The organism is Thermosediminibacter litoriperuensis (assembly GCF_008124715.1).
Classification (GTDB): Bacteria; Bacillota; Thermosediminibacteria; order Thermosediminibacterales; family Thermosediminibacteraceae; genus Thermosediminibacter; species Thermosediminibacter litoriperuensis.
In genome coordinates, this window is record NZ_VNHO01000022.1 from 1 (window position 1) to 21625 (window position 21625).

The 21625-nt window shown below is 48.6% G+C and carries 23 protein-coding genes; 20 read left to right on the forward strand and 3 right to left on the reverse strand.

Annotated features, from left to right (window positions below; translation table 11 throughout):
• Positions 1-291 precede the first annotated feature (291 nt).
• Positions 292-1401 (reverse strand): ABC transporter ATP-binding protein, encoded by a 1110-nt coding sequence (locus tag LZ11_RS09080; protein ID WP_148867579.1) that lies wholly within the window; start codon positions 1399-1401, stop codon positions 292-294.
• Between the two features lie 221 nt (positions 1402-1622).
• Here LZ11_RS09080 and LZ11_RS09085 point away from each other — a divergent pair, with 221 nt between their 5' ends.
• From LZ11_RS09085 to lepB, 12 genes are all read left to right on the forward strand, one after another.
• Positions 1623-2306: a helix-turn-helix transcriptional regulator gene (locus LZ11_RS09085; protein ID WP_148867580.1), complete on the forward strand. Its 684-nt coding sequence runs from the start codon at positions 1623-1625 to the stop codon at positions 2304-2306.
• Between the two features lie 37 nt (positions 2307-2343).
• Positions 2344-2721: a RidA family protein gene (locus tag LZ11_RS09090; protein WP_148867581.1), complete on the forward strand. Its 378-nt coding sequence runs from the start codon at positions 2344-2346 to the stop codon at positions 2719-2721.
• 37 nt (positions 2722-2758) lie between these two features.
• Positions 2759-3967 carry a threonine ammonia-lyase gene (gene ilvA / locus LZ11_RS09095; protein WP_148867582.1) on the forward strand — a complete coding sequence of 403 codons (1209 nt, stop codon included), beginning with the start codon at positions 2759-2761 and terminating at the stop codon, positions 3965-3967.
• Positions 3968-4015: 48 nt separating this feature from the next.
• Positions 4016-4675 (forward strand): L-serine ammonia-lyase, iron-sulfur-dependent subunit beta, encoded by a 660-nt coding sequence (gene sdaAB / locus LZ11_RS09100; RefSeq protein ID WP_148867583.1) that lies wholly within the window; start codon positions 4016-4018, stop codon positions 4673-4675.
• A gap of 11 nt (positions 4676-4686) precedes the next feature.
• A complete protein-coding gene (gene sdaAA, locus LZ11_RS09105) occupies positions 4687-5544 on the forward strand; it encodes an L-serine ammonia-lyase, iron-sulfur-dependent, subunit alpha (RefSeq protein WP_148867584.1) in 858 nt (285 codons plus the stop codon).
• Positions 5545-5567: 23 nt separating this feature from the next.
• The gene (locus tag LZ11_RS09110) at positions 5568-6746 is read left to right on the forward strand and encodes a dicarboxylate/amino acid:cation symporter (protein WP_148867585.1); all 1179 of its coding nucleotides are present in this window, start codon (positions 5568-5570) and stop codon (positions 6744-6746) included.
• A 74-nt stretch (positions 6747-6820) separates the two neighbouring features.
• Positions 6821-7876, forward strand: coding sequence for an S-methyl-5-thioribose-1-phosphate isomerase (gene mtnA / locus LZ11_RS09115; protein WP_148867586.1), 1056 nt, complete (start codon positions 6821-6823; stop codon positions 7874-7876).
• A gap of 121 nt (positions 7877-7997) precedes the next feature.
• On the forward strand, positions 7998-9080 hold the full coding sequence (locus tag LZ11_RS09120; RefSeq protein WP_148867587.1) for a mannose-1-phosphate guanylyltransferase: 1083 nt from the start codon (positions 7998-8000) through the stop codon (positions 9078-9080).
• 51 nt (positions 9081-9131) lie between these two features.
• On the forward strand, positions 9132-10232 hold the full coding sequence (locus LZ11_RS09125) for a CapA family protein (RefSeq protein WP_148867588.1): 1101 nt from the start codon (positions 9132-9134) through the stop codon (positions 10230-10232).
• A gap of 109 nt (positions 10233-10341) precedes the next feature.
• Positions 10342-11775 carry an MFS transporter gene (locus LZ11_RS09130; protein ID WP_148867589.1) on the forward strand — a complete coding sequence of 478 codons (1434 nt, stop codon included), beginning with the start codon at positions 10342-10344 and terminating at the stop codon, positions 11773-11775.
• 148 nt (positions 11776-11923) lie between these two features.
• On the forward strand, positions 11924-12643 hold the full coding sequence (locus LZ11_RS09135) for an N-acetylmuramoyl-L-alanine amidase family protein (RefSeq protein WP_148867590.1): 720 nt from the start codon (positions 11924-11926) through the stop codon (positions 12641-12643).
• Positions 12644-12720: 77 nt separating this feature from the next.
• The gene (lepB, locus tag LZ11_RS09140) at positions 12721-13245 is read left to right on the forward strand and encodes a signal peptidase I (protein WP_148867591.1); all 525 of its coding nucleotides are present in this window, start codon (positions 12721-12723) and stop codon (positions 13243-13245) included.
• A gap of 51 nt (positions 13246-13296) precedes the next feature.
• Here lepB and LZ11_RS09145 read toward each other — a convergent pair whose 3' ends face one another.
• The gene (locus LZ11_RS09145) at positions 13297-13851 is read right to left on the reverse strand and encodes a rubrerythrin family protein (RefSeq protein ID WP_148867592.1); all 555 of its coding nucleotides are present in this window, start codon (positions 13849-13851) and stop codon (positions 13297-13299) included.
• Between the two features lie 157 nt (positions 13852-14008).
• Here LZ11_RS09145 and LZ11_RS09150 point away from each other — a divergent pair, with 157 nt between their 5' ends.
• The 8 genes from LZ11_RS09150 (at position 14009) to yqeB (ending at position 19924) form a co-directional block, all read left to right on the forward strand.
• Positions 14009-14347 carry a winged helix-turn-helix domain-containing protein gene (locus LZ11_RS09150; RefSeq protein ID WP_148867593.1) on the forward strand — a complete coding sequence of 113 codons (339 nt, stop codon included), beginning with the start codon at positions 14009-14011 and terminating at the stop codon, positions 14345-14347.
• A gap of 71 nt (positions 14348-14418) precedes the next feature.
• Complete coding sequence (gene modA / locus LZ11_RS09155) at positions 14419-15201, forward strand: molybdate ABC transporter substrate-binding protein (protein ID WP_148867594.1); 783 nt, start codon at positions 14419-14421, stop codon at positions 15199-15201.
• A gap of 31 nt (positions 15202-15232) precedes the next feature.
• Complete coding sequence (gene modB / locus LZ11_RS09160) at positions 15233-15868, forward strand: molybdate ABC transporter permease subunit (RefSeq protein WP_148867595.1); 636 nt, start codon at positions 15233-15235, stop codon at positions 15866-15868.
• Positions 15869-15890: 22 nt separating this feature from the next.
• Positions 15891-16910: a molybdopterin-binding protein gene (locus LZ11_RS09165; protein ID WP_148867596.1), complete on the forward strand. Its 1020-nt coding sequence runs from the start codon at positions 15891-15893 to the stop codon at positions 16908-16910.
• A gap of 65 nt (positions 16911-16975) precedes the next feature.
• Positions 16976-17743, forward strand: a complete 768-nt coding sequence (gene yqeC / locus LZ11_RS09170) for a selenium cofactor biosynthesis protein YqeC (RefSeq protein WP_148867597.1) — start codon at positions 16976-16978, stop codon at positions 17741-17743.
• The gene (locus LZ11_RS09175) at positions 17740-18294 is read left to right on the forward strand and encodes a nucleotidyltransferase family protein (protein ID WP_148867598.1); all 555 of its coding nucleotides are present in this window, start codon (positions 17740-17742) and stop codon (positions 18292-18294) included. Before yqeC ends, LZ11_RS09175 begins: the two co-directional genes overlap by 4 nt.
• 19 nt (positions 18295-18313) lie before the next feature.
• On the forward strand, positions 18314-19117 hold the full coding sequence (locus LZ11_RS09180; protein ID WP_148867599.1) for an XdhC family protein: 804 nt from the start codon (positions 18314-18316) through the stop codon (positions 19115-19117).
• Positions 19118-19924 carry a selenium-dependent molybdenum cofactor biosynthesis protein YqeB gene (yqeB, locus tag LZ11_RS09185; protein ID WP_148867600.1) on the forward strand — a complete coding sequence of 269 codons (807 nt, stop codon included), beginning with the start codon at positions 19118-19120 and terminating at the stop codon, positions 19922-19924. It abuts the gene before it with no gap.
• Between the two features lie 111 nt (positions 19925-20035).
• Here the strand turns inward: yqeB and LZ11_RS09190 are convergent, their stop codons facing one another.
• Positions 20036-21616, reverse strand: a complete 1581-nt coding sequence (locus LZ11_RS09190) for a BCCT family transporter (RefSeq protein WP_148867601.1) — start codon at positions 21614-21616, stop codon at positions 20036-20038.
• Positions 21617-21625 lie beyond the last annotated feature (9 nt).

A 21625-nucleotide genomic window follows, 5' to 3' on the forward strand; every position in this document is an offset into this window, starting at 1 on the left:
AATAGAGCGACTAACTTACGAACTTCAGCCTTCATGATTGAAAAACCCAACATCATTCGGGTTTCCAAAAAATGTGTCGCATTTAATATTGCATTTTACGGTAAAAAAATTAAGATAGAATTATAGAAAAAATGTTAGAGCAAATATTAAAAAATTATTTCTGGAAAACTATGTTACCGTTGGTGTATATTTTGCCAGATCACATAACTGCTGGCGGTTCAGCGGAAGTGCCAGCTTCCCGGCGAAAAAATATTAAAACCCCTAACCGTAAAAAAGGTCAGGGGCTTTGAATCATTCCATTATCCTTTTTGTCGTCACCTTATCGAAAAGGTGAAGTTTGTTCATATCGAATCCTATTTTGATCCTGTCGCCGGGCCGCGCGCTGCTCCTGGGGTCGACTCTGGCCGTCAGGGTCTTGTCTTGGAAGTTCAGGTAAAGGTAAGTTTCGGATCCCATGAGTTCGACCACGTCCACGTTCACTTCGAAGCAGTATTCCGGAAAATAATCGAGGAAAGCAGGTTCGTCGTGGATGTCTTCGGGCCTGATGCCCATTACGACCTCTTTGCCGATGTACGAGGGGTCTATCTTCTTTTTCACACCTTCGGGTACCAGGAGTTTCGTATGGTCGAAGTTTATATAGACCTTATCCCCCTCGCCGGAAAGATACCCTTCTAAGAAGTTCATCTGAGGGCTTCCGATGAAACCGGCCACAAATATATTGGCCGGATGGTCGTAAATCCTCTTGGGCGTATCCACCTGCTGGATGAGCCCGTCTTTCATGACTACTATCCGGTCTCCCATAGTCATGGCTTCGGTCTGGTCGTGGGTGACGTATATAAAAGTGGTCTGCAGCCTCTGGTGCAGTTTTGACAGTTCGGTCCTCATCTGCACTCTGAGCTTGGCGTCGAGGTTGGACAGCGGTTCGTCCATGAGGAAAACCTTGGGTTCACGCACAATAGCTCTTCCCAGGGCTACGCGCTGCCTCTGACCCCCGGACAGAGCTTTGGGTTTCCTGTTGAGCAGTTCTTCAATTCCGAGGATCTTCGCGGCTTCCCTTACCTTCCTGTCTATTTCGGCCTTGGGCACCTTTCTGAGCTTCAGCCCGAAGGCCATATTGTCGTACACGCTCATGTGAGGATAGAGGGCGTAGTTCTGGAAAACCATAGCGATATCCCGGTCCTTCGGGGGCACGTCGTTTACCAGCCGGTCACCTATGTAAAGTTCTCCCGAAGAAATTTCCTCCAGACCCGCCACCATCCGCAGGGTTGTGGATTTGCCGCAGCCTGACGGACCTACCAGTACCACGAATTCCTTATCGGCGATTTCCAGGTTGAAATCGCTTACCGCCTTGACTCCGCCGGGGTAAGTCTTGTTTACGTTTTTAAAGACTACGCTGGCCATTATCTCCCCTCCCGACTTTTTTATCCGATAATATATTACACCCTTGGCGGCTCTACATAAATTGACAGGTTGCACGAAGATGCGGACGAAAATTCCTACATTTTACCCAAAATATTCTTTTATAATGAAAATAATATTACCACCATGATAAAAAATTTTTATGACAAGAAGGATTTTTTATTATTAAGTAGAATATTATATTCAGAAAGGATGTCAATAATATGGGAAAGAGGAAAAGTGATCTATTTAAAACCTACATTCCCTTGGTGGATTTCATCGCCGGCATCGTCGGTCCTTTCTGCGAGGTCGTACTGCATGATGTGAAAAATGTGGAGACTTCCATAGTAGCCATAAAAAACAACCACATCAGCGGCCGGCAGGTAGGCGGGCCCCTCACCGACCTGGGGTTGAAGCTCTTGAAAGAAAAGGCCTATTTGGAAAAAGATTACCTTATAAATTACCCGGGAAAAACGAAAGATGGAAAGTTACTGCGCTCCTCCACCTTTTTTATAAAAGACGAGGATGGAGATATAGCCGGAATGCTGTGCGTTAACATAGACCTGAGCGCCGCTTATACGGCAAAGCGTTTTATCGAAGATTTCATAATGAATATAAACGGGGAGCCCCAGGACCAGAACACCTTTAAAGAAGACAGGAAAGAGGTGCCGGAGCACCTGACCCCTTCCCTGGAAGAGCTGATGCACTCGATAATTGAAAAAACGGTGGCAGAAGTAAACATACCGCCGGAGCGTATGTCCCCCGAAGAAAAAATGGGGGTTGTCCATAAATTGAGTGAAAAGGGCGTATTTTTGCTTAAAGGAGCAATCACCGAGGTGGCAAGGCACTTAAAGACATCCGAAAACACCATTTACCGCTACCTCAGCAGGAGGAACAGCGACCTTTAATTATAAATTAATAAATTAAGGAAGGAGACGATAAAAAATGAAAAAAGTGATCAAAACCGACATGGCCCCCAAAGCCATAGGACCCTATTCTCAGGCCATCATGGTCGGGGACTTCTTATTTGCCTCCGGTCAGGTTGCCATAAACCCTGCAACCGGAGAAGTCGTTGAGGGCGGTATCGAAGCCCAGACCCGGCAGGTTATGGAAAACGTAAAAAACATCCTCCAGGCGGCTGGCATGGATTTCAGCAATGTGGTCAAGACCACTGTATTCATCACCAACATGGACGATTTCGCTAAAGTTAACGAGATTTACGCCGGCTACTTTGGAGAAAACCCGCCGGCCCGGTCCTGCGTCGAGGTGAGCAGGCTGCCGAAAGGGGTACTCATAGAGGTCGAGGTAATAGCGCACAGGTAACCAGGCCTGTGCGTTTAAAAATGAGGGGGTCAAAAAATTGAAATTAACTCTGGAAGATGTAAGGGAAGCTAGGGAAGTACTGAAAAACGTGGCATACAAGACAGGTCTGGTACACAACACCACTTTCAGCGAGATGAGCGGCAACAACGTATACCTGAAGATGGAAAATCTACAGAAGACAGGCTCCTTTAAGCTGCGGGGTGCCTACAACAAGATAGCCCACCTGACCGAGGAGGAAAAGAGAAGAGGTGTAATCGCCTCTTCGGCGGGCAACCACGCCCAGGGTGTCGCCCTGGGAGCCACGTCCTACGGCATAAAATCCACGATAGTTATGCCCAAGCACGCCCCCCTGTCCAAAGTTTCCGCCACGAAAAAGTACGGTGCAGAAGTGGTGCTGCACGGCAATGTATACGACGAGGCCTACGCCATGGCAAAAAAAATCCAGGAGGAAACCGGAGCAACCTTCATCCACCCGTTTAACGACCCGCTGGTGATCGCGGGACAGGGTACCATCGGGCTTGAGATAATCGAAGACCTGCCCGAGACCGATGTAATTGTAGTACCCATCGGAGGCGGGGGCTTGATATCGGGTGTAGCCTTCGCTGCCAAAAGCGTGAAGCCGGACGTCAAAGTGATAGGGGTACAGACCAGCAACATGCCGTCCATGGCCGTCTCAATTTCAAAAAAGACCATAACCACGGTAGAGGGAGTGCCTACCATCGCCGACGGCATAGCGGTTAAAACACCGGGAGACCTAACCTTCGAAATGGTACAAAAATACGTGGACGACATAGTTACGGTGGATGAAGACGAAATCGCCAATGCTATACTTCTTCTGCTGGAAAGGGCCAAGGTGGTTTCCGAAGGGGCCGGAGCGGTAGCCGTAGCAGCGATACTGAACCGCATGAACGGTATAAAGAATAAGAGGGTTGTAGCTGTAGTAAGTGGTGGCAACATCGACGTAAATATCCTGGCGAGGGTCATTGATAAGGGACTCGTAAAAAGCGGGCGGAAAATATTTGTCGACACTTTCATACCTGATAAGCCCGGAACCCTCTGGAGACTTCTGAACCTTATAGCCGAAACCGGGGCCAACGTGCTTTCCGTCGCCCACAGCAGGTCTACCAAAGATGTACCCATAGGATATGCGAAGGTGGAGCTGGAACTGGAGACGGCGGACGAAGAGCACGTTCGGAGGTTAAAAGATGTGCTTGAACAGCACAATTACAGTATAAGTATTCAATAAAATATGAACATTAAGGAGGGATATCGGGGGATTAAGGGGTGATAAAATTTGAACCTGTTTGACATTATAGGACCTGTGATGATCGGCCCTTCCAGCTCCCATACGGCGGGAGCCGTTAGACTGGGGAATATGGCCAGGAATATTCTGGGAGAAGAACCGAGGAGGGCCCGGATAATCGTTTACAATTCCTTTGCCAAAACGGGCCGCGGTCACGGCACCGATAAAGCCTTGATCGCGGGTCTTTTGGGATTTGCTCCCGATGACGAGAGGATAAAAACCTCTTTCGAGGAGGCCGGGAAAAGGGGACTGGTATACGAACTGGTCGCTGGCGAAGATGATGATAGCCTGCATCCCAATACCGCCCTGTTCGCGCTGGAAGGAGCTACGAGAAAAACCGAGGTTATGGGCTGTTCCATCGGCGGCGGCCGGGTCAAGATTACGGCTGTCGACGGATTCGAGGTGGATTTTTCGGGAGAATATCCAACCATTATTACCGTGCACAGGGACAGGCCCGGAATAGTAGCCCGTGTCACGACACACCTGGCGGAAAAGGGGTTTAATATCGCCCGGATGAGGGTCTCAAGAAAGACGAAGGGTGAAAAAGCGCTGATGATCATAGAAACCGACGAGCCGTTACCCGAAGGAATAAAAGAGGTTCTGGCAAGCATTGAAGACATATGTCGCGTATTGCTAATATTACCCGTGTAAAGGTGGAAAAGATGATAAGAACTATAGAGGAATTGGTAATATCGGCTGAAAAAAGAGACTGTAAGATATCCGCCCTAGTCAGGGAACTGGAGGCAAAATCTACGGGCAGTACCGAAGAGGAGCTCTTCCAGAGGATGAGGTCTTATTTTGAAGTAATGAAGGAAGCCGCAAATCGGGGAGTGGCCGGTGAAATTCGCTCAATAAGCGGCATCACGGGCGGGGAAGGCAGGAAGATGTGGAATGCCGCCGGCACGGCCCTGGCGGGTAGTACCGTGGCGAAGGCCGCCGCAAGAGCCATGGCGGTATCAAACGTCAATGCCTCCATGGGGAAGATCGTGGCCGCTCCCACGGCTGGTTCCTGCGGCATACTGCCCGGAGCTGTTTTGACGGTAGGAGAAAAGCTGTCAAAAAGCGATGACGAAATCGTGGACAGTCTTTTCACCGCCTCTGCGGTGGGAAGGATAATTGCCCTCAATGCCACAATCTCCGGTGCCGAAGGAGGCTGTCAGGCGGAGTGCGGTGCTGCTTCCGCTATGGCTGCTGCCGCCGTCGTTGAGCTGGCCGGGGGAAGCCCCAGACAGGCCGCCCATGCGGTCGCCATGGCGTTGAAGGCAGTGATGGGACTTGTATGCGATCCCGTGGCGGGCCTGGTGGAGGTGCCCTGCGTAAAGCGCAACGCCATGGGAGCTGTGGAAGCCATTCTGGCTGCAGATATGGCTATGGCCGGTATTGAAAGCGTGATTCCCCCCGACGAAGTGATAATCGCCATGAAGGAAGTCGGGCGTATGATGCCCGACAGGTTAAAGGAAACCGCTATGGGTGGAGTTGCCGTAACACCGACGGGCAAAAGATTGAGTGAAAAAATTTAAATCTTTAAAGGAGGTACAACTTAATGAAAAGCTATAATTTGGGGCTGCTGCCCAGACTTATTATTGCAATTATTCTAGGTATACTCATAGGTCAATTTACACCCGCTCCGGTTGTTCGAATTCTCGCCACCTTCAACTCCATATTCGGGAATTTCCTCGGATTTGTAATACCCCTGATAATAGTCGGATTCGTAGCGCCCGGTATCGCAGAACTCGGCACCGGTGCCGGTAAACTGCTGGGCATAACGACAGCCATAGCTTATCTTTCAACTCTGATAAGCGGGTTTTTCGCCTTTGGGGTTTCCACAACCCTGCTGCCCAGAATCATCCAGGTAAACAGCCAGTTTGCGGCTACCAACCCGGAAGAAGCCCTTTTAAAGCCCTTCTTCACCGTAGACATGCCGCCCCTCTTTGGAGTTATGTCAGCCCTGGTGATAGCCTTCATCCTGGGTATAGGAATGGCGGCATTAAAGGAAAAGACCATGTATAATTTTATGTCCGAATTCCAAAAGATCGTCCAGATGATCATTACTAAGGTCATAATTCCGCTTTTGCCCGTTCATATAGCCGGTATATTCGCCAATATGACCCATGCGGGAGAAGTTGCAAGAATTCTATCGGTGTTCGGCAAGGTTTTCGTTATAGTCATCGCCTCCCACATTACCATAATTCTGTTACAGTTCCTGGTGGCAAGCCTCTACAGCGGAAAGAATATGATCATGGCGCTCAAGAACCAGATTCCCGGCTACTTGACTGCAATAGGCACCCAGTCCTCCGCAGCCACCATTCCGGTAAATCTGGAGTGCGCCAGAAACAACGGGGTATCGGAGGGTATAAGGGAATTCGTCATTCCCCTGTGCGCCACCATTCACCTTTCCGGCAGCACCATAACGCTGACTACCTGCGCAATTGCGGTAATGATGCTGAACGGTATGCCGGTTACGCTGGCGAAGCTGGCGGGATTCATAATGATGCTCGGCGTCACCATGGTGGCCGCTCCGGGCGTACCCGGCGGTGCGGTCATGGCGGCTCTGGGCATACTCCAGAGCATGCTGGGCTTCACCGAAGCGCAGCTGGCCCTTATGATCGCTCTCTATCTGACCCAGGACAGCTTCGGAACAGCGTGCAACGTGTCCGGCGATAACGCCATCGCTATTATTGTGGATAAGATAGCCCAGCGCATGAAGTTAAACGCGGCTTAATTAAAATAATACGACGTATTGCCCTTGTTACCGGCTCCCCGGCATGTTAAAATAGATGCCGGGGGGTTTTTATTATGTCAAAGACGGGACTCTTGTCATTGATATGGGACGGAGAACACTTACTTATGCTCGATCAGAGGCTTTTGCCCAACGAAATAAAGTACCGGAAAAAGACCACCGTAGAAGAGATCTGGGATAGCATAAGGGCCCTTGAAGTGAGAGGCGCTCCCGCTATTGGAATTGCAGCGGCCTACGGGTTTTATTTTGCGGCCAGAGAGGCCCCGGATACCGATTTTGACTCCTTCTGGAGATACGTCAAAGAGAAATCGGACTACCTGGCATCCTCAAGGCCAACGGCGGTCAACCTGTTCTGGGCGCTTGCCCGGATGGAGAATAAGGTTGTGGAGTCAAGACACCTTCCGGTTTCTGAAATAAGAAGGCTGGTAAAAGAGGAAGCCGAGGCAATCCACAGGGAGGACGAGGAGATCTGCCGTAAAATCGGAGAATACGGTGTGACGCTGTTACGGGAAGGCGCCGGAGTTCTTACCCACTGTAATGCAGGACAGCTCGCCACAGCCCGTTACGGAACGGCCACAGCCCCGATATATCTGGCTCACGAAAAAGGTTGGAAGATCAGGGTATTTGCCGATGAGACCAGGCCCGTAAACCAGGGCTCGCGCCTTACAGCCCTAGAGCTGAAGGAAGCGGGCATTGACGTGACTCTCATATGCGATAACATGGCTGCGATGGTTATGTCTAAGGGCTGGGTTGACGCGGTTATCGTAGGGTGCGACAGGGTTGCGGCCAACGGTGATACCGCCAACAAGATAGGAACCCTCGGCCTCTCTATACTGGCAAAATATTACGGCATACCCTTTTACGTGGCGGCTCCGACCCCAACGATCGATCTTAATACCAAAAGAGGGGAAGACATCCCTATAGAGCAAAGGAATCCCGAGGAAGTGGCATGCAGTTTTGGAAAGAGAACAGCCCCTGAAGGTATTAAGGTCTACAATCCGGCTTTTGACGTCACGCCGGCCGAGAATATTACGGCCTTTATCACCGAAAAGGGAATCATATACCCGCCCTTTGAAGAAAATATTAAAAATTTATTTAATCAGAAAAAGTAGCGAAAGACCTCCCGAAGGTCTTTTTTTTCCAGCTTTTTATATGATATATTAATAGTAAAGGGCGATATAACCGGCAGTTTTAGGGGAGAATATATTTGTAATGCTTGATGGGGGGAATGCTATGGAAAGATACGGGGTTATAATGGCGGGAGGCGGAGGAACCCGTTTCTGGCCGTTGAGCCGCACGTCCACTCCCAAACAGTTCCTTAACATAACCGGCGAAGATACTATGATAAACGACACTATCAAAAGGATAAAAGACATCATTCCGCCCGAGCGGATTCTTATTGTTACCAATAAGGCTCAGGAAAAAATGTTAAAAAAAGTGGTCTCGGACGAGATTCCGCATGAAAACATCCTGCTGGAACCCGTAGGCAGAAATACCGCCGCCTGTATCGCCTATGCTTCTCTAGTAATAAAGAAGAGGAGCGGCGACGCGGTAATGGGTGTCTTTCCTTCCGATCATTACATAAAAAATACCCATGAATTTCAGAGGGTTTTAAATGCGGCTTTTAGCTTGGCCGAAAGCTCAGGAAAACTGGTAACCATGGGTATAACGCCTACCTTCCCCTCTACAGGCTACGGTTATATCAATTTCGACAGGGAAAGGGGTATACAGGCGGAAGATAAGACCGCCTTTGAGGTGATAGAATTCGTAGAAAAGCCCGACGTGCCCAAAGCAAAGGCGTATGTAGAAAGCGGAAACTACCTGTGGAACAGCGGTATGTTCGTCTGGAAGACTTCGGTGATTTTGTCAAGTTTCGAACGCTTCCTCCCGAGGCTCTACAGCAAACTGGTTGAAGTGGAAGAATACATAGGGACCCCCGCAGAAAAAGAAGTCATCGAGAAGGTGTATCCCACCCTGCCCAACATCTCCATAGATTACGGCATAATGGAAAGAGCCGTGAACGTGGCCGTTATCCCGGGGGATTTCGGGTGGAGCGATGTAGGCAGCTGGGATTCGCTGGGCACCGTAATTCCCCCCGATGAAAACGGAAATATTACGCGGGGGGACTACGTCGATATTGAGACCAGGAACAGCATTATATACTCCAGCGGCCGGCTCATCGCCGCTGTGGGACTGGAGGAAATGATAGTAGTCGAGACCTGCGATGCTATACTGGTATGCCCCAAGAGAAAGGCCCAGGAAGTTAAAAAAGTCGTGGAGCAGCTTAAAAAGATGGGAAGAGAAGACCTTCTTTGAAATAAAGGGCTCTTTCGCAGGGCCCAAATAATATGGCGGGGAAGTGTGCTGATGAGAAATCCTGTTAAAATTGCCGCCGTGGTAGTTTCGGCACTTCTTATGATTGCCGGATTGAAGTTCGGCGTATCCTGGCGGGATGCGGCCACGACGGCGGGCTACTCGGATGCTGCAAGAGCAGCCGGTATTGGGGAAAGCCATAAGAATGGCGCCGAAAACCCCACCCTTAGCCTTATAGCGGTGGGCGATGTCATGATGCATATAGGCCAGATATGGTCCGGCTATGATGCGAAAACCGGGCGTTTTGATTATTCGGAGTTTTTTAACGAGGTAAAACACGTTATATCTTCGGCCGACCTTTCTATGGCGAATCTTGAGACGACGCTGGCGGGTGCAGCGCGCAAATTTACCGGGTATCCCCGGTTCAACAGCCCCGACGAGATTGCCGACGCATTAAAAGACGCGGGTTTTGACGTTATCATGACCGCCAACAACCATTCGCTGGACAGGGGGGAAGAAGGAGCCCTGAGAACTTTAAGGGTGCTCGAGGAAAAGGGTCTCACCCCCGTCGGCACAAATAAATCCCAGGAAGACCGGGAGAAGCCCGTTCTAAAGGAAGTCAACGGCGTCAGGATCGCTTTCCTTGCGTATACCTACGGCACAAACGGCATCCCCCTTCCGAAAGATAAACCTTACCTGGTTAACCTCATAAATCCGGAAATAATGCTGGAGGACATAAGGTCCGCCAGAAATGAGGCCGATGCAGTGGTGGTGTACCTTCATTTCGGACAGGAGTACCACCGGCAGCCGTCAACAGAACAAAGAAAATTGGCTCACCAGCTCATAATCGGAGGAGCCGATCTGATAGTAGCGAGTCACCCTCACGTGGTCCAACCGGGCGAATGGGTTGAGGTGGAAGATGCGTGGGGGAGGACTTCGAAAAAATACATAGCCTATTCCCTGGGAAATTTCATTTCGGCGCAAAGTTTTCCTCATACCGACGAAGGCGTCATACTTAAGGTAACCCTGGAAAAGGACCCGGAGGAAAACCTGGTATCCGTGGTCCGCGCCGAGGAAATTCCCACCTGGGTTCACAGGTACAGGGAAGAGGGCAGGATGAAGTATGTAGTTAGACTGGGCAAAAAAAATAAATGAATTACCCCCCTGCTCAAACCTTCTGTTACTTTATTTATTATGAAAATAAAGAAAATTATAAAAATATGCGAAACCATATTTTATCAATTCCTTCAGGTAGGTGTGAACTATGGGATTTGAAGTACAGGAAAAGTACAAGATTCTCATTGCTGTATTGATAGGCAGTATCATGGGGCCCCTTGACGGTAGCGCCGTCAATGTGGCCATGCCCACGCTTTCCATGGTTTTTAATGCGGATATCACGACTATTAGCTGGGTATCCATGGTATACCTCCTGGTCCTGAGCGGACTTCTCCTGACCTACGGGAGGCTCGGTGATGTGATAGGCTACAAGAGACTTTTCCTCCGGGGAATGCTTGTATTTACGGCGGCATCGGCGCTCTGCGGACTGTCGCCCTTTATAGGATTTTTAATACTGGCGAGGGCCCTTCAGGCAGCTGGAGCGGGAATGATGATGGCCGTAGCCCCCGCTATCATCACCACGACTTTTCCCCGGCAGGAAAGGGGAAAGGCTCTGGGGTTTAATGCGGTTGCCGTGGCGGCAGGTTTATCCATAGGCCCGTCCGTAGGAGGATTTCTGCTGTATGCGTTAGGCTGGAGGTCCATATTTTTAATAAACATCCCTATAGGCATCGGGGGATACCTGTTGGCGAAAAGAGTTCTTCCCGCCGGTCAGAACCTTAAACATGCAAAATTTGATGTCCCGGGGGCTGTGCTGGGCCTTTCCTTTTTAACGGCGCTGCTCCTTTACATCAGCAAAGGGCAGGAACTGGGTTGGTCATCGGTATATGCGCGTTCGCTGGTTGTGATATCGCTAGTGGCTTTCGCGGCTTTCGTTATGCACGAAAAAAAAGCGGAAGACCCGATGCTGGATCTGAAGCTTTTCTGCAACCGCACGTTTACCGCCGGGAATTTGAGCTGTCTTCTCAATTTCACGGCCCAGTACATAATGGTTTTCCTTACACCCTTTTACCTGAACAGGGCTGGATTTTCGCCCGGCCAGGTCGGTGGTATAATGACTGCTTTTCCTCTGACGGTGCTTTTCGTAGCTCCCTTGAGCGGCATGCTGTCCGATAAGTTGGGTTCCCTGCTGCTCAGCACCCTGGGTGCCTTTACGAGTGCGGCTGCACTTTTTTTAATGGGCAACCTGGGACTTAATGCTGGAATTCCGGATGTGGTCTGGAGGCTGATGCTCTTCGGAATAGGTAACGGACTTTTTCAGACACCTAACAACAGTTCCGTTATGGGCAGTGCGCCCATGGACCGCCAGGGAGTGGCGTCCGGTGTGCTGGCCACCATGAGAAACGTGGGCATGGTAGTGGGAGTGGCCATTGGGAGCGGCTTTTTTTCAGCTCGCAACAGTTACTACATGAAGATTCTTCCCTATCCGGACCGGGTGCTCCTGGACACTGCCTTTATAACGGCTCTGAGGGATGCGTATCTTCTGGCGGCGTTTATCGATCTCCTTTGCATGGCGGCTTCCTCGGTAAGGGGAAGATCGACCTGCGGGGGTGAAACCCGCGAAAATAAAAAGAGCTGCTAAGCAGTGTAAACCTTCTATAAAAAATATGGCCTATTTCGGCCATATTTTTTTGCACTCTATTACAAAAATTTTTGAATAAAACTCATATAACCCCCTTTTTGAAAATATTTTTAGTAAAGAACGCAAGAAGGGGGATGGTTATGAGTGTATGCTGAGGAAAACTTTCCGTTTTAAAGTTTCTGCAGTGTTATTTGTTTTTCTTGCGGCGGTAGCGTTTTTAGTCTTTTGGAAAGCGAACCGGGTACGGCCGGTTTTTTGGGCGCGATCCCCCCTGGCCGGTAAGACCGTGGTGATAGATCCGGGTCACGGAGGTATAGACGGGGGGACATATCACCGTGACGGCATTCTTGAAAAGCACATAAACCTTGCGGTTGCCACCAAACTGAAAAACGTTCTGGAAAAAAGCGGAGCAAAGGTGGTAATGACACGAACGAAAGACGAGTCCCTGGACCACAGGAACAATAAGAGTAATTCCCGTCACAAGAGGGATCTCATCGCAAGGGTGGATATAATCAACGAAGTTAATCCGGATATTTACCTCAGCATCCACGTAAATGCCGAAAGGGGCTCACCGGCCACTCGGGGCCCGATGGTCTTTTATTACAGAGAAAGCGCAGAAAGCCGGCGGCTCGCGGAGTTAATACAGACTCAACTGGAAGAAGCTTATAAATTGGCGGGGCAGGAAGTCAGGAAGAGAAAACCTTACGCCAATTCCTCGCTTTTTCTGTTGTGCAATGCCAATTCCCCGGGGGTCATAATAGAACTGGGATTTATGACAAACGCTGCAGACCGGAGGCTTTTGCAAAACGCCGATTTTCAGTATAAATTATGCAGCGCCGTCGAACGGGCGCTGAGGGAATATTTTTGATGGCCTTTTTTTATTTTTTTGTGTTATAATAAATAAAGTGTTATAATAGAAAAAAGCACTTTTGTATGGGTGATCGCATGAACGACAATTTGAAAAAAGAGATCGCGGATTGGATAAAGTCTATAGCCTTTGCGCTGGTGATAGCTCTAGCCATAAGAACCTACATATTTGAGCCTATGATAGTGCCGACGGGCTCTATGATACCCACTATCAACATTGGCGACAGGATTCTGGTTAACAAATATATCTATAGGTTTGAGCCTCTAAAAAGGGGAGACATAGTGGTCTTCAAGTACCCGGACGATCCCAGGCAGACCTTTGTCAAACGCCTGATAGGATTGGGTGGCGACGTGGTGGAGATAAGGGACGGGAGGCTGTATATTAACGACAACCCCGTGGATGAGCCCTATCTAAACGAGCCCATGATAGGCAGTTACGGGCCTTATAAGGTGCCGGAGGGACACTATTTCATGATGGGTGACAACAGGAATAATTCTAAAGACAGCAGGTTCTGGGAAAATAATTACGTACCCAGAAAGCTGGTGGTCGGTAAGGCCGTATACCGCATATGGCCTCCCGGCAGGATAGGCAAATTAAAATAACAGCCGTGCGAATGCATTCGCACGGCTGTTAACTTTTCAGAATAAATCATGTCAAAACGCTTTAAACATTTCCTTACTCGCTCCGCATATCGGACATTTGTCCGGCGCCTCATCAAGGACTGTATGACCGCATACCGGACAGATATAAACAGCCTTCAATTCAATATCCTTGCCCTGTTTTGCAGCATTCTGGGCATCCTTGAATAATTTAGCATGAATTTTCTCCGCCTCCAGCGCAAAATGAAAAGATCTTTCCGCTCCCGTTTCATTCTGGAACCGGGCTGTATTTAGGTAAACAGGATACATCTGCTCTACTTCGTGCAGTTCGCCGTTAATTGCACCTTGCAGGTTATCAACAGTTTTTCCGACGCCGAAAACGCCACCGGCGGCAACCGTGGCATCACTTGTTTCTCCACCGATTTCATGAAAATGATTGCTGGCATGCACTCTTTCGGCGTAGGAAATGGCTTCAAAGAGTCTGGCGATGTTTTTGAATCCTTCCTTTTCAGCTATCTCCCCCCACAACAGGTACCTCATATGTGCCATGCTTTCGCCACCGTAGGCGGAACGTAGAAAATCCGCAGTCCTTGCATTTTTTACGGGCATTTTATTACCTCCTTTTAAATTTATAATTACCGGGTATTAACTGTTCAATTCATGTAAATTCTTATGTACATATTTATAGTATATATTTGTAGTTTTATAGAAATTCTACAAAGGAAAATACAAATCTTCATCGAATTAATAATTAGGTGGTCAAAATATGAGCCGTTTAAAACTGAAGTATAAAATCTGGCTTGAAAACAACGGCAAGGCTTTCGGTGACGGCCCGTTGGATATCCTGAAGAGGGTAGAAAGGAGCGGGTCGCTGAAGCAGGCAGCATCGGAGATGAACATGTCCTACTCTCATGCCTGGAACCTGATAAAAGGCCTGGAAAAGAGGCTGGGGTTTAAACTTATAAGGAGCAGGGTCGGTGGGGTGAAGGGGGGATGTTCGGAACTTACCGATGAGGCCAGGTTGCTTGTGGCGAAGTACGAGTCCTTTCGTAACAGGGTCGACGAGGTTCTCGCGGATCTTTACCAGACTATTTTCAGTGAATAGCTTTAATTTTTATCACCGTTATACTATGAAAAGTATAACCATGTCGCTAGTGTTTTTGGAGGTTAGTTAATTTGGCGAGAAGATATTTACTGTTGTTGCTATTCTGTTTTATACTTGCGTTTTTTTTACCGGCTCTAGCCGGTTGCAAGCCACCTGGTAAACAAACGGAAATTACGATTTCGGCTGCTGCCAGTCTGAAAAACTGCCTTGAAGAAATTGCAAAAGATTTTGAGCAAAAACACGGAAGTATTAAAGTAACGTTAAACTTTGGGCCCTCGGGGGTGCTGCAGCGGCAGATCGAACAGGGGGCTCGGGTGGATATATTTTTTTCTGCCGGTAAAAGAGAGATGGAAGGTCTGATAGAAAAGAAACTCATCCATCGTCACACAGATTTACTGGCTAATGAGCTCGTTTTGATAATTCACCGTGATACCGAATTTGTCCCGCAGTCGGTACAGGACCTGTTAAAACCTGAAATAGTAAGGTTGGCGATAGGTGAGCCTGAAACGGTTCCGGCCGGTAGCTATGCAAGAGAAACTTTAACCTATTATAACGTATGGGACGGGCTAAAACCCAAAATCATTTTCACGAAAGACATTCGTCAGTTGCTGGCTTATGTGGAATCGGGTGATGTGGATGCCGGTTTTGCGTATAAAACCGACGCTGTCACTTCGCGAGACGTAAAAATTGCTTTTTCCATAGATGAAAAATCTCATCAACCTATCGTTTATCCCGTCGGTGTAGTTGGTACATCGAAAAATATAAAGGAAGCCCTGGTTTTTTACGAATACCTTCAGAGCGCGGAAGCGGCGAAAGTCTTCGAAAAATACAGGTTTATAGTCTTAAAAAGGTAGAGATGATACCGTGGAGTGGGAAGAATTTTTGATGCCCATACTGGTTTCAATAAGAATAGCTTTTGTTTCCAGTATTATTGTTTTTTTTATAGGGATTGCCGCCGCATGGTTTATGACCAAAAAAAAATTTCCCGGCAAGACGCTGGTCGAAACCGTCCTTATTCTTCCCCTCGTGCTTCCTCCAACCGTCACCGGGTTTCTTTTGCTTTACAGCCTGGGCAGAAGAAGCTGGGTAGGCAAAATTATGGAATCGTTGTTTAATACGCCGCTTTTATTCACATGGTATGCTGCGGTAATCGCTTCGGTGATAATTACTTTTCCCCTGGTTTATCAGTTGATAAAAGCCGGCTTGGCTTCGGTTGACAGGGAATTGGAAGATGCGGCGCGTTCCTCCGGTGCCAGCGAATGGCAGGTCTTCAGATACATCACCTTACCGCTTTCTTTTCGGTTTTTGATTTCGGCGTACATATTAGGTTTTGCGAGAGGACTGGGGGAGTTCGGGGCAACCTTGATGATTGCGGGAAACATTCCGGGAAAAACACAAACGGTTCCTCTGGCGATATATGTTGCCGTTGGCTCGGGAAATATGAAACTTGCCTGGTACTGGTCCTTGTCCGTTCTCATAATTTCTTTTGTGTTCTTGTCAATAGTAAATAAACTGAAATAAATCTTTTGCGGAGGGGGTTAACTTGAAGAAAATTCCTGTAGAGAGAGCTGTAGGGATGATATTATGCCAGGATATAACAAAAATAGTCCCCGGGGAATTTAAAGGGCGGGCCTTTAAAAAGGGACACATAATAAGGGAAGAGGATATAGAAGAGCTTTTAAAGATAGGCAAGGAACACGTCTACGTGTGGGAACCCCGGCAGGGCCAGGTGCACGAGGATGAAGCAGCCTTAAGAATAGCCAGGGCCGTGGCCGGGGACAACATAGTCTATGACGAGCCTGTCGAGGGAAAGACGACTTTGAAGTCGACGGTGAAGGGCCTTTTTAAGGTCAAAAGCCGACTCCTCTACGAGATAAATTCCATAGAATACGTGACGGTGGCGTCCCTGCCGGGGAATTTTGCGGTGGAAGCCGGCCGGAAACTGGCCGGAGCCCGAGTGATACCACTGGTCATAGAGGAGGAAAAAATAAATACGGTTGAAGAACTCTGCGGCAAAGAAGGACCGGTTTTTGAGGTGAAACCTTATAGGAGGTTAAAAGCGGGCTTGATAACGACGGGCAACGAGGTCTATAAGGGCAGGATAGCGGATAAGTTCGGTCCGGTCGTGAGGGCGAAGCTGGAATATTTTGCAGCCGAATACCTGGGCCAAGTTTTTTGCCCCGATGACGTGGAAAAGATTCGGGAAGCCATACAGAATTTTAAGGGAAAAGGAGCGGACCTCATAATCCTGACCGGCGGGATGTCGGTGGACCCGGACGACTTGACGCCGGCGGCGATAAGGAGTACCGCCGACCGGGTGGTGACCTACGGCGCACCGGTCCAGCCGGGCAATATGTTTATGATGGCTTACGCCGGAAGGGCGGCTTTGATTGGGGTGCCCGGCTGCGCCATGTATTACAGGACGACGGTGCTAGATGCCGTGTTGCCCAGGGTGTTTGCCGGTGAGATTCTGGAGAAAGAGGATTTTATCGCGATGGCAGAAGGCGGATTTTGTTCGGGCTGCGAACCGTGCCGCTATCCGAACTGCTATTTTTGCCGGTAAGTAAAACGCTGAAGGCAGGAGGTTGAGGCCTTTTCCCTCATCTTCTGTGTCTCGGGGTGAGGATCTTGGATATTCTGAAAACAATAACACCGGCCCTTGGGGGATTAATTTCAGCGGTGGGAGGCGGCGGCAAGACTACCCTGCTTTTCAGGATGGCAAAGGGGCTCTCGGGGCGCCGGCAGAGGGTGTTGCTCACAACCACCACGAAGATGTATGTACCGGGTCATTCCCGGGATTGGGTTTTGATAATAGAGGATGACGAGGATAAAGCCTTTGAAAAAGTATCCAACACGGATGCCGGTATTGTAATACTCGGAAGAGAAGTTTTGCCGGAAGGTAAAATGACTGGGATTGATCCCTGTCTTGCGGACCGCATTTTTAAACGCCGCATCTTCGATTTCGTGCTGGTGGAAGCCGACGGTGCAAAAAGAAAGCCTATAAAAGCACCTGCTGCCCACGAGCCCAGGGTGCCGGAGAGCACCACATGCGTCCTGGGAGTGATAGGCCTTGACGCTATGGGAAAACTGCTGACCGAAGAGGTCTTCCACAGGGCGCGCCTATTCTCCCGCGAATTCGGGTTTGAACCCGGCGCCGCCATCGACGAAGATATTGTAGCTGCGCTGGTGACCTCGCGAAACGGTCTTTTCAAGAACGCTCCAGATTGGGCAAGAAAAATTCTGGTGCTGAATAAGGCCGATGATCAAGAGGCGAGGCTGAAAGCCCGAAAAATAGCCTTTGCGGTAAAGCAGCGAAAGCGGTGCGATGTACTGCCCGATATAATTTTGATGAGCTCGTTTATAAGCGACAAACCTTATCTGGAGGTACTGGGATGAATATCTACAGCATCATCCTGGCGGCCGGCGAAGGCAGGAGGGCAGGGGGGAACAAGCTTTCAAAACCCATAGGAGGTAGACCCATGCTCGAGTGGGTGCTGAAAAGCGCCGTAAAGGCCCGCTTTGCCGGCGTAATCCTCGTGGCAGGAAAGGAAAAGGATTTCTGCGAGAAACTGGGTAACATGTACGGAGTGACGGTCCTTTACAACCCAGATTTTAAATCCGGTATGAGCTCTTCCCTCAAAAAAGGGGTATCCGGCCTGCCGGCCGGCTGCGACGGTTTTGCCGTTATGCTCGGCGATATGCCTTTTGTAAAAACCGAGACCCTTAATCTATTAATAAGGGAGTTTGAAAAATGGCCCTACATAGTCGCACCCGTATTTGACGGAAAACGCGGCCACCCACCGATAATCTCCGTTGAATTCAGAGCCAAAATAATGGAGCTGTCCGGTGACATCGGTGCAAGAAACGTAATTCAAAACCATATTGAGAGAGTAAGACTGGTGGATGTGGAGGACGAGGGCGTCGTTAAAGATATAGATACTTTTTAAATAAAGGGAGGGACAACGATTGAATATCTTTGAAGAAGTGCTGAAAGCTCAAAAAGAGAGAAAAAATTTTGCGCTGGTGACTGTAATAAAAGCGGAAGGATCTGCTCCCCGCCATGGAAGCGCCAGGATGCTGGTGTTTCCCGGCGGTGAAATTAAAGGCACCATAGGCGGGGGCATACTGGAGGCTACGGTCATAAGGGAATCGCTGGATTCCCTGAAGACCGGCAGGTCGAAAGTGGTAAAGTACCGGTTGGATAAAGACAAAGGCGGTCTTCCAATGGTCTGCGGCGGGGAAGTGGAGCTTTTTATTGAGGTTTTTAGGTCCAAGCCGCAGCTGGTGATTGCCGGTGCCGGTCATGTGGGCTACTGGGTGAGCAAAATCGCCTCTACTCTGGATTTTGAGATAACCGTCGTCGATGACAGGGAGGAGTGGGCGAACAGGGAACGGTTTCCCGAAGCGGACAGGATAATGGTGGTGGAAAGCTTCGCCGAGGGAATCGAAAAGTGTAATATCGATGAAAATTCTTTTGTAGTTATTGCGACAAGGGGTCATGCCCATGACAGAGAGACTCTCAAAGCGGCGCTCTCCAGAAACTCCCGCTATATCGGCATGATAGGAAGCAGGAAAAAAGTAATCGAGTGCTTTGAGCAGCTGAAAAAAGAAGGAGTATCACAGGATCTGTTGGATGGGGTGTACGCCCCCGTGGGTCTTGACCTGGGCGCCGAGACGCCCGAAGAGATAGCTGTCAGCATAATGGCGGAAATCCTTATGGTCAAGAACAGCGCTACCGGGATGCCGCTCTCCCGGAAGGAGAAGTCCTAGATGGGGGAAACTAGTGTGCTGATAAGGGGTGCGGGGGACATAGCCAGCGGTATCGCCCACCGGCTTTTCCGTTGCGGCTTCTCCGTATACATGACGGAGATACCCGCTCCCACCAGTATAAGGAGGAAGGTGGCCTTTTCGGAAGCCGTTTACGACGGCGAAGCCGAAGTGGAAGGAGTAAAGGCGGTGCTGGCCCGGTCTGTCGAAGACGCCATTAACTTGAGCCGTAATGGGTTGATACCGGTGCTGGTCGACCCGGACCTGAAGTGCCTGGAGGGCCTGAAACCGGTGGTGCTTGTGGATTCCATCCTAGCAAAAAAGAATCTGGGAACGCGAAAGTCCATGGCCCCCGTGGTCATCGGAGTTGGGCCGGGATTCACGGCGGGCGAGGACTGCCACGCAGTGGTGGAAAGCCTGCGGGGACACGACCTGGGGCGGGTGATAATGAAAGGGAGGGCGGCGGAGAATACCGGCATACCCGGAGAAGTGATGAATTACACCCTGGAGAGGGTTATATACGCCCCTGCAGCGGGAAGGATACGGCTTGTCAGGGATATCGGTTCGCCGGTGAATGAAGGCGAATTGATAGCGATGATCGGGAATGTGGAGGTCAGAACGAAAATAGGCGGTGTTTTGAGGGGTATAATCAGGAACGGTTTTGAAGTTTGGAAGGGAATGAAGATAGGGGACGTAGACCCCAGAGGAATCGTTGAACATTGCTATACGATTTCGGATAAGGCCAGGGCTATCGCGGGAGGAGTTCTGGAAGCAGCATTATACCTTTTGAACCATCGCATGTTCTCATAAAGGGCAATCAACGTATAGAGAAAAAAGCTGTGCCAGTATGCACAGCTTTACAAATTAATATTCTTTTCCGTATCCGTATTTTATAGCAGCTGCAGGATAAAAATAATTTTTTTATTCCTCTATGTATTCTATTCTCTCAGCGGTTTCAGGATAATATATGATGTCGAATTTTTCCCTGTTCATTAAAAATTTTATAATTGAATAAGACTGGGCAATACAGTAAAAGAGTATCGGGAAGCCTGCCACAGTTGCTATCATTTTGGTTGCATCTATTCCTGAAATTTTACCTCCGGTTCCTACAGTTACTGTTATCAATGCCATTAATCCCACGATTACTCCCCATAATATTTTCATATACTGCGGAGGCTCCGGATCGTCTTTGGTATTCCCTGTTGTGTTCATTGCGGCTATAGTTGTTGTCATTGAGTCCGCCATCGTGGTAAATGAAATTCCTATTGTTACAAGCATTATCCAACTTAAAAGAGATGAAAGCGGAATATTTTTTAGGAATGCAAAGAGAGAAGCTTCAAGTCCTCCTGAGGATACAAGGCTCCATAGATTTTTATTCATCATTTCGAAGTATATGGCAGAACCGCCGAATATCCAGAACCACAACAAACCAAAAAGTGAAGTTGCAACAAGGTTGACAAGAATAAACTCTTTGACAGTTCTTCCGTAAGCAAGCCTTGCAAAGAACATTCCACTCGTAGGTGCATATGCAAGCCATATCGCCCAGTAGTAGATTGTCCACCATCTCGGCCAGTCTGATTGATCTATGGGGCTGAGCCATAAAGACTTTGTAAAGAAGTTTTGCAAATAATCCCCCAGCGACTGTGCTCCAAGTTTAAATATAAATGTTGTTGGGCCAAAAACAACCAAAAATAACATTAATCCCAGGAAGAGCTTTGTATTCTGACTTGCAAGCCAGTTGATCCCTTTCTTAATTCCCATATAGCTAAATAAAATGTAGGCTGCTGTCATTATAATAACTATAATACTCCACACCGCGGGTTCTGGTTTTATGCCAGCTAGTATGCTGAGCCCGCTTGCTATCTGCAATGTTCCAACGCCTAAGCATGCTGCGACTCCTCCTATTATTGCAAAAAGGCAAAGGTTGTCGATGATTTTTCCTACAATGCCGAACGACTTTTCCCTAAATATAGGGTATAAAGTTGCTCCCTGTGTATAAGGCAATTTCATATTATAATGTGTGAAGCATACAACAAGTCCTGATATCGTATACATCGCATAGGGGGTAAAAGTCCAATGCAGTGTTGCCGTAGACAAGGCAAAAATAGCTGCATTTTCAGTGTAAGGCTCAAGCCCCAGCACCTTGGGAGGTGAACAGAAGTGGTAGAGCGGCTCTGCAATACCCCAAAATAATATTCCTACTGCAATACCTGAGGTCAAAGTTATTGCAAACCAGCTCCAGTTGGAAAATTCAGGTTTAGCATCAGCCCCCCCGAATTTGATGTCGCCGTATTTTGAAACCATGAGATAAAAGCACATTAAGACAAGAAACAAACCGAACAAATCAAAGAGCCAACCAAATGTATTTATGGCAAATTCTACTATTTTATTCTCCACATTGTAGAATTCTTCAGGTGCAACAGCCGCTGTTATTATGGAAGCCGCTATAATAATCATCATAGGAGCAAATACTTCCCATCTAATTTTTTTACTTTTTACCATAATAATCCT

Coding starts and splice junctions, on each gene's coding strand:
- LZ11_RS09080 (WP_148867579.1), bottom strand. CDS start 1,401: ATGGCCAGCGTAGTCTTTAAAAACGTAAACAAGACTTACCCCGGCGGA.
- LZ11_RS09085 (WP_148867580.1), top strand. CDS start 1,623: ATGGGAAAGAGGAAAAGTGATCTATTTAAAACCTACATTCCCTTGGTG.
- LZ11_RS09090 (WP_148867581.1), top strand. CDS start 2,344: ATGAAAAAAGTGATCAAAACCGACATGGCCCCCAAAGCCATAGGACCC.
- sdaAA (WP_148867584.1), top strand. CDS start 4,687: ATGATAAGAACTATAGAGGAATTGGTAATATCGGCTGAAAAAAGAGAC.
- LZ11_RS09110 (WP_148867585.1), top strand. CDS start 5,568: ATGAAAAGCTATAATTTGGGGCTGCTGCCCAGACTTATTATTGCAATT.
- mtnA (WP_148867586.1), top strand. CDS start 6,821: ATGTCAAAGACGGGACTCTTGTCATTGATATGGGACGGAGAACACTTA.
- LZ11_RS09120 (WP_148867587.1), top strand. CDS start 7,998: ATGGAAAGATACGGGGTTATAATGGCGGGAGGCGGAGGAACCCGTTTC.
- LZ11_RS09125 (WP_148867588.1), top strand. CDS start 9,132: ATGAGAAATCCTGTTAAAATTGCCGCCGTGGTAGTTTCGGCACTTCTT.
- LZ11_RS09130 (WP_148867589.1), top strand. CDS start 10,342: ATGGGATTTGAAGTACAGGAAAAGTACAAGATTCTCATTGCTGTATTG.
- LZ11_RS09135 (WP_148867590.1), top strand. CDS start 11,924: ATGCTGAGGAAAACTTTCCGTTTTAAAGTTTCTGCAGTGTTATTTGTT.
- lepB (WP_148867591.1), top strand. CDS start 12,721: ATGAACGACAATTTGAAAAAAGAGATCGCGGATTGGATAAAGTCTATA.
- LZ11_RS09145 (WP_148867592.1), bottom strand. CDS start 13,851: ATGCCCGTAAAAAATGCAAGGACTGCGGATTTTCTACGTTCCGCCTAC.
- LZ11_RS09150 (WP_148867593.1), top strand. CDS start 14,009: ATGAGCCGTTTAAAACTGAAGTATAAAATCTGGCTTGAAAACAACGGC.
- modB (WP_148867595.1), top strand. CDS start 15,233: ATGCCCATACTGGTTTCAATAAGAATAGCTTTTGTTTCCAGTATTATT.
- LZ11_RS09175 (WP_148867598.1), top strand. CDS start 17,740: ATGAATATCTACAGCATCATCCTGGCGGCCGGCGAAGGCAGGAGGGCA.
- yqeB (WP_148867600.1), top strand. CDS start 19,118: ATGGGGGAAACTAGTGTGCTGATAAGGGGTGCGGGGGACATAGCCAGC.
- LZ11_RS09190 (WP_148867601.1), bottom strand. CDS start 21,616: ATGGTAAAAAGTAAAAAAATTAGATGGGAAGTATTTGCTCCTATGATG.